Here is a 13,202-nt window from a genome sequence, read left to right as displayed (position 1 = left end):
CGCGCGATGAAACGCAAGGTATTGGCGCTTGCCGCGTCCGCGCTGCTCGCCGCCGCGAGCCATGCCCAGACACAGGCCGAGAAGAACGCTTGCCCGGCCGATGCGCCGTTCCGGAACGCCGATGCGGCGAAGAAAGCCGGCGTCGAACTGCCGGTTTTCAAGCGCTATTGCTACACCGACAAATCAGGCAGCTACGCGTTGTTGCTCGCCGAGAAGCAGGATTTGCCTTTCACCAAGGAGACGCTGTCTTCCACCATCCAGGCCACGCTCTTCAAGGTGGGAAGCGATGGCGCATTGACGCGGCAATGGTCGATTCGCGACTTCGCGGGCAAGGACGATGCCGGCATCAACTTCAGGTCGAAGCTCTCCGAGTTCACCGATATCGATGCGGACGGGCTGATCGATCCCATCCTGGTCTATCGCTTCTTCGCACCGATCGGCGGGGACAGTTTCGACAGCGAGGATTTCTCGGGTGCCATCAAGATCGTCGCGTTCCACCAGGGCCGCAAGGTGGTGATCCACGCCATCACCGGCGACCTGGACGGCGACCGAAGCACCAGGGCCAACGCCGAGTTCTTCGCCTTGCCGAAGGCTGTGCGTGAGCACCTGGTCAAGAAGATGGCGCGCATGTACGAGGCTGGACAGTTCGGCTTCGACAACGGCAATGACTTTGTGCCGAAGAAGGCGAAAGCGCGCTAGGCCGGCCGCAACACAATCCGCGCTTCGAACCCCTGCGCCGCCCCCGCCGGCGGCGACGCCAATTCCAACTTCGCGTTGTGCTTCTCCACGATCGTGCCCACGATCGACAACCCCAGCCCATAGCCCGCGCGGTCCGAGCCGTGCCGCACGTGGCGTTGCTGCAGCGTCTTCAACTGCGCTGCATTCACACCGGCACCGAAGTCCCTCACCACCAGCGTGCACGGTGCCGCCACTTCGATCACCACGCGCCCGTCACCGCCGTAGCGCAGTGCGTTCTCCACCAGGTTGCGCAGCGCGATCGCGAGTGCATCGACATCGCCGAACGCCACCGGCGCCGCGCTGTCGGGCACCTTGAGCTTCAGGCGCTCGTTGTTCAGCGGGTCTTGCCAGAACTCCTGCGCCACGGTGCCCGCAAGCTGAACCAGATCGACCCGCGCGCGCGTGAGCGAAGCGCCCGATTCCGCGCGCGACAGCTGCAGCAGCTTCTCGGTGCGATGGCTCAGCATCTGCAGTGCCTGGAGCGCGCCCTGCACGTCGTCGCGCTTGAGGTCATGGTCGAGCGCGGTCTGCAGCCGCAGGCGCGCTGCAGCCAGGGGCGTGCGCAGTTCGTGGGCCGCGTTGGCGGCGAGCGCGCGTTCCACGTCGAGCGACTGCGACAGCCGCTCCAGCAAGCTGTTGACGTGGTCGCCCACCGAGCGCAGCTCCTGCGGCAATCCCGGCAGCGTGATCGGCCGCAGGTCGGTGCCGCTTCGCTTTTCGATCTCGCCCGCGAGCTGCTGCAGCACGCGCAGTTCGGTGCGCGCCACGTTGCGCAGCACCAGCGCGAGCAGCGGCAGCACCGCGCCGAGTGGAATGATCAAGCCGAACAGCGTGCGGTTGAGCGCGTGGCGGCGCTCGTCGAGCGGGTCGGCCACCTGGAAGTAGAGGCCGAGCGTCGGATGCCGCACGGTGTAGATGCGCCAGGTCGGGTTGTTGGCGAAGCCGGGGGCGAGCGGCACATCGAAGGTGTCGATGGGCGTTTCGGCCGAGCGCAGCAGCACGTGCTCGTGGATGTCGACCACTTGGTACATCACCGCGTCTTCGGCGAACAGCTGCTTGGGTGCGACCAGCGGCGTGGCCGGCATTGCCTCGCCCCTGTGCTGCAGCTTGTCGAGTTCCTGCACGGCCATGTCGAACATGCGGTGCGACACCTCGACCAGCTCGTTGTCGAAGTTGTGGTTGATCTCGCGGTCCACATACCAGACCACGGCCAGCACGCACAAGAGCCACACGCCGCCGACCCAAAGGATGAGGGTGCGCGTGAGGCGCCCCGCCAGCGAGTCGCGACCGCTCATAGGCAGCGCGGCGCTCATTCCTCGTCGTCCGCCGAGAACGACAGCCGGTAGCCGAGGCCCCGCAGCGTCTGGATGTGGCTCTTGCCGAGCTTGCGGCGCAGGCGGCTGATGAAGACTTCGAGCGTGTTGCTGTCGGCCTCGTCGCCGAAGCCGTAGAGCGCGTCGGCGAGGTTCTCGCGCGTGTGGATGCGCTCGGGGCGCGTGGCCATCACGCGCAGCAGCGCCCATTCCTTTTGCGTGAGCACGACGGGGGTGCCGTCCTTGCGCACGCGGTCGTGGGCCAGGTCGATCTCCAGCGTGCCGAAGTGCAGAACGGGCGATGTGTTGGCGCTGCGCCGCCGCTCGACCGCGCGCAGCCGCGCCAGCAGTTCGGCGGGGTCGTAAGGCTTGATGAGGTAGTCGTCGGCGCCCGCGTCGAGCCCGCGGATGCGGTCGGTGACCTGGTCGCGGGCCGTGAGCACGATGACGATGGGGGGCTCGCGCAGCGCGCGCACCTGCGGCAGCAGCGAGAGGCCGTCGCCGTCGCCCAGGTGCAGGTCGAGCAGCACCGCGGCGTACTGCACCGAGAGCAGGGCGCCGCGCGCCTCGGCGAGGCTGGGCGCCACGTCGACGACGAAAGCCTTGGCCAGCAGATAGCTGCACACGGCGTCTGCCAAGGAAGTGTCATCTTCGACAAGCAATATGCGCACGCGGTGTGTCTCTGAAAAAACACGAAGTCTATCGCCGCAGGGCGGTCGGGGGGCCGCGTCAGCATTCGTTCAGGTCGCTTCAGACTGGGTTCATTTCGCGAACGTAGGCTCGCGCCAGTTTTTGTCGAGGCCTGGTTTTTTCAATGACACGTACCGCGAATCTCCGTCTCGGAGCCCTGACCTTGCTCGCACTGGCCTTGCTGATGATCTGGGATGCCTCCCACGGCGACCTGGTCCTGGCGCGCATGGCCGGTACGCCCATGGGCTTTCCGTGGCGCGAGAACCCCTTCCTGGTCCATGTGATGCACGAGGGCGCCAGAAACCTGAGCTGGCTGCTGGTGATCGGCCTGTTCGTGGCCATCCGATGGCCGCTGGGCCTCCTGCGGAAGCTTCCCACGCGCGACCGGGTGCAGTTGGCGGTGACCGTGCTGGCCTCGGTGCTGGCCGTCAGTGCCATCAAGCATTTCAGCGACACCAGCTGCCCCTGGGACCTGAACGAGTTCGGCGGCGTCGCGCACTACGTGTCGCACTGGTCGTGGGGCGTGGGCGACGGCGGTCCCGGCGGGTGCTTCCCGGCCGGGCACGCGTCGGCCGCGTTCGCCTACGTCGGCGGTTATTTCGTGCTGCGCCGGGCGTCCGCCCGCGCGGCGTTCATCTGGCTGGGCGTGGCGGTGGTGGCCGGCCTGGTGCTGGGCTTCGCGCAGCAGTTGCGCGGCGCCCACTACATGAGCCACACGCTCTGGACCGCCTGGGTCTGCTGGGTGGTCGGATTCGCCATCGACGTGGCGGTGACCCGCCGGAACCAGGCTCCGCTCGAACCAGCAGCCTCCCTTCATGCAAGCTCTTGATTTCGCCCTGTTCGGTTGGCTCAACGCGGACGCTTCGGCGCCGCTGTGGCTCATCGAATTCGCCCGTTTCGCCTCCGAAGTGCTGCCGGCCCTGCTGGCCGTGACGATCATCGCGAGCGCGATGTTCGACAAGCGCTGGCGCTACGCGCTTTTCACCGCGCTGGTGAGCGTGATCGCGACGTGGGTCATCGTGAACGTGTTCCGCTCGGCGCTGCCGTTCCCGAGACCCGCGTTCTTCGGCCTTGGCATCCAGTGGGAGCCGCAGGGCATGCGGCCGGGCTTTCCGAGCCTGCATGCGGCCGGCACCTTCGCCGCCGCCTTCTCGCTGTGGTGCCTGCCGCAGCGCGCACCCATACTGGCGGCGCTCGCGGTGGCGGCGGTGGTGGCCTGGAGCCGCCTCTACCTGGGGGTGCACTTTCCCTCGGACATTGCGGCGGCCGTGCTCCTTGCGGCGCTGGTGTCGATCATGGTCGAGCGCGGCGTGAGCCGCCCGCTGAGCCTGGCCCTTGCCAGGATGCCGGCCCGCCGCCGGCTTGCGCGTGCACGGCGGACGAGTCTGAACGCGGACTGAACGGCCGGTTCAGGCTCCTTTCAGGCAGCGTCCCTACAGTCGCTGCATGTCTTTTTCGCGTATCGAGCCCGCACCCGTGCACAGCGCACCTCTTTTCGAGGCTTCTGCGCAACAGCTTTCCCCGCCCGGTGCGCTCTGGCAACGTGTCGACCAGTGGCTTACGCGCCCGCGATCGGCCGCGCTGGTCATGCTCTGGCTCGGCCTGTACCTGGTGCTGACCACCAACTGGCCGCTCTGGAACGAGCTGGCCCGCATCGGCGGGGCGCCGAGCACCTACCTGCCGACCGTCATTGCCATGAGCCTGCTCACGCTGTGCGGCACCGTGGCGATGCTTTCGCTCACCGCCTGGTCGCACTGGCTGAAGCCGCTGTGGTTCCTGGTGGTCGTGCTGGCCGCGGTGACGCAGCACTACATGCTGGAGTACCGCGTCGTCATGGACCCGACCATGATCGCCAACGCGCTGCAGACCGACCCCAACGAGGCGCGCGACCTCTTGAGCTGGCGCATGGCTTTCAACGTGCTGATCGTCGCCTTGCCCGCGGGTTTGATGCTCTGGCGCATGCGCATCGCGCCGATGGGCTTTCTCTCGAAGCTCTGGCGCAACGCGGCCCTGCTGGTGCTGGCCGTGGTGGTGGCGCTCGCGACCGGCGTGGCGATGAACCGGCAGCTCGCGCCGCTGATGCGGAACAACATCCACCTGCGCTACATGATGAACCCGATCGCGAGCCTCTACTCGACGGGCGCCGTGTTCATCAAGCCGCTGTTCAAGCGCAGCGGCAAGCTCATTCCGATCACCGCCGGCACCACGCTCGGCGTGAGCTACGCAGCGCAGGTGCGCCCGCCGATGTTCGTGGTCGTGGTGGGCGAAACGGCGCGTGCCGATCACTTTGCGCTGAACGGTTACGCACGCGACACCACGCCCGAGCTGGCCAAGCGCAACGTGCTGAGCTACCGCGACGTGCATTCGTGCGGCACCAACACGCTGGCTTCGGTGCCGTGCATGTTCTCGCCGCTGGGCAAGCAAGGCTACGAATCGCGCAAGGACGATTACGAGAACCTGGTCGACGTGCTGCAGGCCTCGGGCCTGGCCGTGCTGTGGCTCGACAACCAGGCCGGCTGCAAGGACGTGTGCACGCGCATTCCCAATGCGTCAGCCTTCGACGGGCTCGATGCGGCCACCAAGAAGGCCTTGTGCGACGGCGACGAGTGCCTGGACGAGGTGATGCTCAAGAACCTGGACGCACGTATCGCCGCGCTGCCGGCCGAGCGCCGCGCCAAGGGCGTGGTGCTGGTGATGCACCAGATGGGCAGCCACGGCCCGGCCTACTACAAGCGCTCGGCGCCCGACGTGAAGCGCTTCACGCCCGAGTGCAAGACCAACGCGCTGGCCGAGTGCGGGCACAACGAGCTGATGAACGTCTACGACAACTCCATCGTGCAGACCGACCGCTTCCTGGCCGACACCATCGACTGGCTCAAGACGCAATCGAAGCAGTACGACCCGGCGATGCTCTACGTGAGCGACCACGGCGAATCGCTCGGCGAATACGGCCTGTTCCTGCACGGCGTGCCGTACAGCTTTGCGCCCGAGGCGCAGAAGCACGTGCCGATGGTCACCTGGTTCAGCGAAGGCATGAGCGAGCGCCGCAAGCTCTCGCGCTCGTGCATGGAGGCGGGGCTCGATGCACCCCTCACGCATGACAACCTCTATCACACGGTGCTGGGCCTGATGGACGTGAACACGCCGACCTACAAGCCTGCACTGGACGCGCTCGCCTCCTGCCGCGCGAAGGCCTGAACGCCTTTACTGCTTCTTCTCGCGGGGCAGCCGCCCCATCAGGAAGAACTCGTTGTTCGGCTGCATGCCGCTGAAGCTCGCGAGGCGGTTGCTGAGGCCGAAGAAGGCGGTGATGGCCGCGATGTCCCAGATGTCCTCGTCGTCGAAGCCGTGGGCGTGCAGCGGCGGGAAGTCGCTGTCGTCGATCTCGTGCGAGCGGTTGCAGACCTTCATCGCGAAGTCGAGCATCGCGCGCTGGCGTGGCGTGATGTCGGCCTTGCGGTAATTCACCGCCACCTGGTCGGCCACCAGCGGTTTCTTCTCGTAGATGCGCAACAACGCGCCGTGCGCCACCACGCAGTACAGGCACTGGTTGGCCGCGCTGGTGGTGGTGACGATCATCTCGCGGTCGCCCTTGGTGAGCGAGCCTTCTTCCTTGAGCATCAGCGCGTCGTGATACGCGAAGAATGCGCGCCACTCGGCCGGACGGCGCGCAAGGCCGAGAAATACGTTGGGCACGAAGCCCGCCTTTTCCTGCACGGCGAGGATCGCGGTGCGGATGTCTTCAGGCAGGTCCTTGAGTTCGGCGAGGGGGTAGCGGGCAGCCATGGTTTGTCTCCTGGTGTTCGTTCGATGCCAGGATCATAGGCAGGTGCCCGCCGCCTGCGTACCTCTGCGTACCTACTTGAGCGCCTTGCCCTGCGTGGCGCCCAACGGCGTGTGCAGTTGCGATGCCACCCACTGGCCGGTGTTGTCGTCGCGGCCCTGCAGCAGATAGCGGGTGTCGGGCTTGCCGTAGTTCTGCACCGCCATCGCCGAGAACTTGCCGATGTCCGTCTTCGGATCGCGCAGGCGATTGACGATCAGCACCTTCCTCGTGTCGGCGAAGTCGGCCATCATGTTCTGGTCGCCTTCGCTGTCGCCGGCGATGAAGCTCGGGCCGTAGCCGTACTTGCTCACGAGAAATCGCTGGATGTTCTTCGTCTTGCCCGGGCCCTGCGTCTGGTCGTAGCCGCGGCGGAACTCGGGCTGGATCACGCCGTTGGCGTCGCGCTCCAGCTCCATCGCCAGCACGCGATCAGGCGGGTTGTTGTAGCCGAAGGCGGGGTTCGAAGAGATCTCCTTGATCACGTCGACGAACGACGCCGAGCACACCCACACATCGAAGCCCGCGTTGCGGAATGCGGCGTACAGCTCCTGCATCTCGGGCTGGAGGCGCAGGCCATTCTTCCAACTCACCGAGACCACGCCCGCTTGGCCCGGCAGCGCGGCGGGCGAGGTCCACTTCACCTTGGCGACCGGCTCCTTCAACTGCCATGCCACCGTGTCGGCCGTGAGCTTGCGCACCTGCGCCTCGGTCATGCCGACGAAGAGGTAGGTGACCCATGGGTAGGCCGTGTCGTGGTCGAAGGTGTCGCCGATGGCTTCGTAGAGATAGCGCACCTTGGTGGTGAAGGCGATGTAGTTCGGATCGAGCTTCACGGCCGCCAGCGGCTTGCTGCCCTTGAGGGTGCTGCTGTTCTGGTAGAGCCAGGTGTAGCTGGCCACGATGTCGGGCACCACGAGGTCGATGTTGACCGGCTTGCCCGCCGCGTTGTTGTATGCGGGCAGGAAGTCTTTCTTCGGAATGTTCTTGCGCAGCGCCACTTCGAGCTGCGCCGGCGTGGCGCCGAAGGCGAGGTTCTCCAGCTGGTAGATGAGCGAGGCTTCCTCGATGTCGAGGAAGACGCTGGTGTTGTCCCAGTCGAACACCACGTAGGGCCGCTTGGCGGCGTTGTAGCCCGGGCTGCCCTTGCCGAGGCTGGCGATCAGGCCTTCGATCTGCGCGCGGTTGAAGGCGTCCCAGTGGGCAGGGGAGAGGCCCATGGCGGGCGAAAGGCTCGCGCAGCCGGTGGCGACCAGCGCGGCGGCGAGCGGGGTGAGGAGGGCGAGGCGGCGTTGCATGCGTTCCCTGTGGTGGTGCGTTGTCGATGGATGAGAAGCATCGAGCGTAGGCAACGCCCATGACACTTCAGCATCGACCTACGCATCAGCCGTGCCAGCTGTTTGCTGTGCGCGGCCGGCACATGCCTTCGTCGCGCGTCGGAAGTTGTATTTGTGCGCGCGAACGGGGACTTCGTGCACCACGCAAAGGCCCCGCAGCACGCGCTCTTCTCTAAAGTGAATGCCCCTGTCACCCAGCACCCCACCAAGGGGCGCAGCAAGGCGCAACGCACGACACAAGCTGATTGATGAATGAAGAACCGCTTCGCCTCGCGGCGGGTTGTCGGTGTGCAAGCACCGATGCAAATGCGAGGTATCAAAAGGCGACGGCCGGGATGCGCAAACACCCCAGCCGTCTGACCAAAGACGTGCAACAACCTCTAAAGGACCGCACAAAAATGGCTACCAAGACTATAGCCCGGCCTCGCACGCCGGTATCTCCCACCGGGAACGACCAAGACCCGACGGACCTCCTCGAAAACACGCTCGCACAACTCGAGGCCCTGCTGTGGATCTGCCACGGCGAAGACATCGATTGGTGCAGCGGCAACGGGCCCTCGCACCTGGACAACGTGCTCTGGCTCGCCTCCGACCTCGCGCGAAAGGCGGGGGCGTTGTTTCAGTTGAGCGAGAAGGCGCGGCGCGAGGCGCCAGTGACCGGCCCGTAGCGGCCACGCAGCCAGCCGCAAGGCAGAATCCGCCCGACCGGACAGCAGTCATGCAAGGCGACGCATCGGGCGGCGCCCAGTTCACAAGGAGCAGCACTGATGGCAGTGGGAGTGACAGTCGGATCCATCACGAACGAACTCGGCGCGCCGTCGTTCGTGCACTCGTTCTTCTCGACCATCAGCGCGCACTGCGAACCCGATGGTTGGGGAAGCCGCTTTCCGCATCTGATGAACGAGCTTTATCAGGGGCGCCTGCCTCACGGGAACGCCCTGCTCGCGCTCGATGAACTGCGGCTGGCCAAAGCCGCGCTGGACAAGTTGCCGCCCTCGGCTGTGGTCTGGGACATCGAGAACCGCCAGGCGAGGCCGCCGTGGGGGAGCAACATCGCATCGCACATCACGAGCTTGGGCAACTACTTCGTGACGAGTGCGGGACGTGGGATGTTCGATGTTCTGGAGCAGGTGTTGGTGGCTTCTGCCGAGGAGCGGCGAGATGCGGTTTTGCAGTGATGGTGGCAATCGGCCAGGAGCAGCAAATCAACAAGCTTTGGGAGGAGTGTCATGAAGCGTGGAAGCGCCTATGCAGTACTTGCAAGTGAGTTGGAGGCGTTCCGCCTGTTGCCCTGGTCGATGCTTGCGGCGCATGCCAGCGCTGGACCCACTTCAAAAACAGTCGAGGTGGAAGGCGAGGAACTTCGGATTGAAATTCAGGTGATCGAAGCGGCGACGCGCCAGCAAGCGGTGACGGTAATTGCGGTTGCGTTTGGCCCGAGCCACTTGCAGATGGAGCGCCTTGAGGAGAGCGTGACGATTGCGAAGCACGATACGATCCACGCGCCTCGGCAGCTTCTGAAGTCAGCCAGTAGCCGACATCTCCGCGGAACTGCTGAGATTCAGCAGGCCCCTGAATGCCTCTTCAAGATGGATGCCGAATTTCCTGGTCAACCTATGAGCAAGGGTGCACTGTGCCGTTGAACGAGCAGCCTGCTTCCGAAGCCCAAGAACGCCTCGATGTTTGGGTCGATGGATCCACTGTCTGCCTCATCGCGGTCGGCTCGCATGGTGATCCGCTTGACCTGGGGGACCAAGAAGTGGAGGCCCTTATCCAGCGCCTGCAAGATTGCCTCCGAATAGCCAAGGGCGAAGCCCAAGGGACGTAGGAACGTCATGAGGAAATGGCCAGGGGCGGATTTTCGGGGGCCTCAGTTCCTGACAGATTGAAGATAGATGGATGTCATCACGGCCCACACTTTCAGCAGCAATCACAGACGCCAAATCGAGGCGAGCGAGATATGCGGCTGCTTCTATTGCATGGCTTCATTTCCACCGGCGACTATCGTTGAGTGGGTCGATGTAGGTCGGACTGCCATATGTCCAAAATGCGGCATTGACTCTGTCGTAGGCTCCGCCGCTGGAGTTCCTATCACTCACGAATTTCTGAGCAGCATGCGCGCTCATTGGTTTGATGCATGACGTTTGCCGGACAAAGGCGGATCTTCGACAACGCCTGGTCAGGCCGTGGTCGCAGCCGCCGTCGTGGCTTGCGTCATGACGGTGGCCCACGCGCCGTCGATGCGTTTCCAAACTTCCATTACCCATAGCCCGCCGCTGAAAAAGCGCGTGACCACAAGGTCGCCTTGCTGTTCGTGTTGCTCGCGTTCGCGCGGCACATAGGGCCGTTGCTTCTGCGTTTGAAGATTGCCGATTCGTTCGGCCCGAGACATGAACTGGCCGTTCTGTTGGACAGTCGTGAAGTCGCTCGCGGTGTACTTGCCCCATTGCGCCGAATCGACGGCATAGAAGGCTTCGTCTCTTGCACGCATGGCGGCTTGAAGGTCGGGAGGGAGTGTGTTTGTGCCGGTCATGGCAGCACGCTCGCGGCGGTCTTCGGCCAACCGACATGCGCAGCGCGACGAAGGCTGGCTTTCACCACCTGGCGATGAAAAGGAGCAATAACCAATAGGTACGCTCGACCCAAAAGGTTGTGGCAATGGACGACGGTGGAGACCGTCAGTTGGCCACCGCGCGTTGGCGACAAGTCGGGGGTGTGGAGCACCGACAGTCTGAAATCAAGGTGCTTGTCGTCCTCGCCCAAAACGATCTCGGTTGCGCTTCTGCCGTAGACCTTGAAGATGCCGATGCGGTCATCGGCGTTGGCTTCACCGGAGAGGGTCGCAAGGTGCTTGGCGGTCTTCAGACCGAAGCTTGCAACGATTGCATCCCGGATGTTGGTAAGCCATCCGATCCAGGCTGGCTGCTGCGCGATAAGGAATCGCCACAGGACATCCGGATCGCTGGAGGTGCCCAAGGGAAGTTGAATCGCAAATGCGTCTGCGAGATTCGTCGACTCGTAAATAGCAGCGACGGCAGACTGCGTGGGAAGAGCGACCGGCTTGACGGGTGTGAGTTCGCTTGGCATGGATGGCACTCCGAGGTTGAGCGGATGACATGAGAGAAGGGCGGCCGACAGCGGGTGAAGCCAGATCTTGCACCTCTCCGCGCTGAAAGGGACAAAGGCATCGGCGCGCAGGCTTTCTCATTCAGGTCTCCATGCTTGGGGTTGGAGGTTGAGAGGAGGCGACCGTGTTGCCGCTGCTGCTGCTGCTCGACGCGTGCACCGCAGGGTGGCAGTGCACCTCGCCAGCGAGCATGACGTTGACTCAACGGCGCACATTGCGCAAGTCCTGCTTCGTCGATCAATGCGACGACACCCACTCTTGCGCTCCCGGCAAAGGAGGCATCGCGAAGCTCGACTTCAGGCGCGCAACCTCATCGCCCGGACTGAGCCCGAAGAAGCGCTTGAACTCGCGACTGAACTGCGACGCGCTTTCATATCCCACCTCGAGGCTCGCTGCGGACGCGGTCTTCCCGTTTCGCAGCATCAGCAGGCGCGCTTGATGCAGGCGCACCGACTTGAGGTATTGCATCGGAGAGCTCTGGGTGACGCTGCGAAAGTGGGCGTGAAACGTAGGGGTGCTCATGCCCGCCTCGCGGGCCAGGCGCGTGACGGTGAGACGTTCGCCGAACGAGGTGTGGATGCGCCGCACGGCCTTGGCGATTCTTCCGAACTGGCCCTGGCCGGCGAGGGCTGCGCGCATCGATGCGCCCTGTTCTCCGATGAGCACCCGGAAGTAGATTTCGCGCACGATCGCCGGCCCGAGCAACACGGCCTCCACCGGCGAACTCATCGCTTCGAGAAATCGCAGGACAGTCTGCGCCAGCGCGTCGTCCATTGGTGTCGAGAACATTCCGACGGGTGCGGCGCCCGAACGCTCGGTGAGCTCATCGACCTGCAATGCAAGGGCGGCGAGAACGGGGAGGTCGAGGCTGAAATAAATCGCGAGCAGAGGCTCGTCGGCGCTCGCGTCGGTCTCCATGGTGAACGGGACCGGCACCGACACCGCGAGGTAGTGCTGGGCGTCGTAGAGGTAGACCTGATCGGCCCAAAGGCCGCGCTTGCGGCCCTGGCAGACGATGACGATGCCCGGTTCGTAGAGCACGGGGGTCGAAACCAAAGGGTGATCGGAGCGAAGGAAGCGCACGCCCGCAAGCGCAGTCAGCGTGTAGCCCTCTTGCGGTGCGAGCTGCTTCAAGAGCGCCACCATGCGCGCGCTGGAAGAAAGGCGGGCGGCGGGTGATGCGCTCGGTTTTTTCATTCATCGTACTGTGCATCAATTGGAGCTGAAAGCAGCCAAAAACCGGGCAGCTCTCATAGGAATAGGCAAACCAAGCAGAGGATTGCGACTGGCTCCGGGACACCCTCGATTCCTAGAATCGACGCATGAAAAACACCAGGACATTCTTCATCACGGGCGTCAGCAGCGGCTTCGGCCGGGCCATCGCGAGCGCTGCGCTGCAGGCCGGTCACCGCGTCGTCGGAACCGTTCGAAACGAACAGGCGGCAGCGGAATTCCAGACGCAATTTCAAGGAGACGCGCACGTGAAGCTGCTCGACGTGACACAGTTCGACGCCGTCGCACCGCTCGCCGCCGCCGTCGAAGCGGAGCTCGGGCCAGTGGACGTGGTGATCAACAACGCGGGATACGGGCACGAGGGCATCCTGGAGGAATCGTCGCTCGACGAAACGCGCCGCCAGTTCGACGTCAACGTGTTCGGCGCAGTCGCGGTCATGAAGGCGTTCCTGCCGTTCATGCGCCAGCGCCGGCGCGGCCACATCGTCAACATCACGTCGATGGGTGGCTACATCACGATGCCCGGCATCAGCTACTACTGCGGTAGCAAGTTCGCCCTCGAAGGAATCTCCGAGACGCTGGCCAAGGAGGTGAAGAGCCTCGGCATCGCGGTGACTGCGGTCGCGCCAGGATCCTTCAGGACGGACTGGGCCGGGCGTTCGATGGTGCGCAGCGCGCGTTCCATCAGCGACTACGACAGCCTGTTCGATCCGATCCGCCAATCGCGCATCGACAAGAGCGGCAAGCAGCTTGGCGATCCGCACAAGGCGGCCGCGGCGATCCTTGCGCTGGTCGACATGCCGGAGCCCCCGGAGCACTTGCTGATCGGCAGCGATGCGCTCGGGCTCGTGCGCGCAAAGACCGAAGCCATGTTGGCGAGCTTGGCGCGCCATGAGGCGCTGACTCGCTCGACCGATATCGTTTGAGGTTGCGTGCGCTCC

General features: G+C 64.5%; 15 protein-coding genes. 8 read left to right on the top strand and 7 right to left on the bottom strand.

What is annotated here, in order from left to right; all coding sequences use genetic code 11:
* Window positions 1–6 precede the first annotated feature (6 nt).
* Window positions 7–699 carry a M949_RS01915 family surface polysaccharide biosynthesis protein gene (locus QFZ83_RS16970; protein WP_307508306.1) on the top strand — a complete coding sequence of 231 codons (693 nt, stop codon included), beginning with the start codon at window positions 7–9 and terminating at the stop codon, window positions 697–699.
* Here the strand turns inward: QFZ83_RS16970 and QFZ83_RS16965 are convergent.
* Together QFZ83_RS16965 and QFZ83_RS16960 are read right to left on the bottom strand one after the other, a co-directional pair.
* Window positions 696–2,051, bottom strand: a complete 1,356-nt coding sequence (locus tag QFZ83_RS16965) for a HAMP domain-containing sensor histidine kinase (protein WP_307508304.1) — start codon at window positions 2,049–2,051, stop codon at window positions 696–698. The genes QFZ83_RS16970 and QFZ83_RS16965 overlap by 4 nt on opposite strands.
* Window positions 2,048–2,722, bottom strand: a complete 675-nt coding sequence (locus QFZ83_RS16960) for a response regulator transcription factor (RefSeq protein ID WP_013540781.1) — start codon at window positions 2,720–2,722, stop codon at window positions 2,048–2,050. Before QFZ83_RS16960 ends, QFZ83_RS16965 begins: the two co-directional genes overlap by 4 nt.
* Before the next feature lie 143 nt (window positions 2,723–2,865).
* Between QFZ83_RS16960 and QFZ83_RS16955 the strand changes: the two genes are divergently transcribed.
* From QFZ83_RS16955 to QFZ83_RS16945, 3 genes are read left to right on the top strand one after another with little or no spacing between them, the layout of a single operon-like run.
* Entirely contained in the window at window positions 2,866–3,570 is a 705-nt protein-coding gene (locus tag QFZ83_RS16955) for a phosphatase PAP2 family protein (RefSeq protein WP_307508300.1), read from the top strand.
* A complete protein-coding gene (locus QFZ83_RS16950; RefSeq protein WP_307508298.1) occupies window positions 3,557–4,141 on the top strand; it encodes a phosphatase PAP2 family protein in 585 nt (194 codons plus the stop codon). Before QFZ83_RS16955 ends, QFZ83_RS16950 begins: the two co-directional genes overlap by 14 nt.
* A 46-nt stretch (window positions 4,142–4,187) precedes the next feature.
* Window positions 4,188–5,939 (top strand): phosphoethanolamine transferase, encoded by a 1,752-nt coding sequence (locus QFZ83_RS16945; RefSeq protein WP_307508295.1) that lies wholly within the window; start codon window positions 4,188–4,190, stop codon window positions 5,937–5,939.
* A gap of 6 nt (window positions 5,940–5,945) precedes the next feature.
* Here the strand turns inward: QFZ83_RS16945 and QFZ83_RS16940 are convergent, their stop codons facing one another.
* Window positions 5,946–6,527 (bottom strand): peroxidase-related enzyme, encoded by a 582-nt coding sequence (locus QFZ83_RS16940; RefSeq protein ID WP_307508293.1) that lies wholly within the window; start codon window positions 6,525–6,527, stop codon window positions 5,946–5,948.
* 72 nt (window positions 6,528–6,599) lie between these two features.
* Window positions 6,600–7,862 (bottom strand): HAD family hydrolase, encoded by a 1,263-nt coding sequence (locus QFZ83_RS16935; protein ID WP_307508291.1) that lies wholly within the window; start codon window positions 7,860–7,862, stop codon window positions 6,600–6,602.
* Window positions 7,863–8,299: 437 nt separating this feature from the next.
* Here QFZ83_RS16935 and QFZ83_RS16930 point away from each other — a divergent pair, with 437 nt between their 5' ends.
* The 3 genes from QFZ83_RS16930 to QFZ83_RS16920 all read left to right on the top strand — a co-directional run bounded on the left by QFZ83_RS16930 (window position 8,300) and on the right by QFZ83_RS16920 (window position 9,544).
* Window positions 8,300–8,569, top strand: coding sequence for a hypothetical protein (locus tag QFZ83_RS16930; RefSeq protein WP_307508289.1), 270 nt, complete (start codon window positions 8,300–8,302; stop codon window positions 8,567–8,569).
* Window positions 8,570–8,668: 99 nt separating this feature from the next.
* Complete coding sequence (locus QFZ83_RS16925; protein ID WP_307508287.1) at window positions 8,669–9,079, top strand: Imm70 family immunity protein; 411 nt, start codon at window positions 8,669–8,671, stop codon at window positions 9,077–9,079.
* 51 nt (window positions 9,080–9,130) lie between these two features.
* Window positions 9,131–9,544, top strand: a complete 414-nt coding sequence (locus QFZ83_RS16920; RefSeq protein ID WP_307508284.1) for a hypothetical protein — start codon at window positions 9,131–9,133, stop codon at window positions 9,542–9,544.
* A 536-nt stretch (window positions 9,545–10,080) separates the two neighbouring features.
* Here QFZ83_RS16920 and QFZ83_RS16915 read toward each other — a convergent pair.
* From QFZ83_RS16915 to QFZ83_RS16905, 3 genes are all read right to left on the bottom strand, one after another.
* Window positions 10,081–10,434: a nuclear transport factor 2 family protein gene (locus QFZ83_RS16915; protein WP_307508281.1), complete on the bottom strand. Its 354-nt coding sequence runs from the start codon at window positions 10,432–10,434 to the stop codon at window positions 10,081–10,083.
* The gene (locus tag QFZ83_RS16910) at window positions 10,431–10,988 is read right to left on the bottom strand and encodes a DUF2867 domain-containing protein (RefSeq protein WP_307508278.1); all 558 of its coding nucleotides are present in this window, start codon (window positions 10,986–10,988) and stop codon (window positions 10,431–10,433) included. The genes QFZ83_RS16915 and QFZ83_RS16910 overlap by 4 nt, the downstream gene beginning before the upstream one ends.
* Before the next feature lie 277 nt (window positions 10,989–11,265).
* On the bottom strand, window positions 11,266–12,225 hold the full coding sequence (locus tag QFZ83_RS16905; protein WP_307508275.1) for an AraC family transcriptional regulator: 960 nt from the start codon (window positions 12,223–12,225) through the stop codon (window positions 11,266–11,268).
* 125 nt (window positions 12,226–12,350) lie between these two features.
* Between QFZ83_RS16905 and QFZ83_RS16900 the strand changes: the two genes are divergently transcribed.
* Window positions 12,351–13,187, top strand: coding sequence for an oxidoreductase (locus QFZ83_RS16900; RefSeq protein ID WP_307508272.1), 837 nt, complete (start codon window positions 12,351–12,353; stop codon window positions 13,185–13,187).
* Window positions 13,188–13,202 lie beyond the last annotated feature (15 nt).

Source organism: Variovorax sp. W1I1 (assembly GCF_030815625.1).
GTDB lineage: Bacteria > Pseudomonadota > Gammaproteobacteria > Burkholderiales > Burkholderiaceae_C > Variovorax > Variovorax paradoxus_C.
This window is presented reverse-complemented; position numbering and strand designations above follow the sequence as displayed.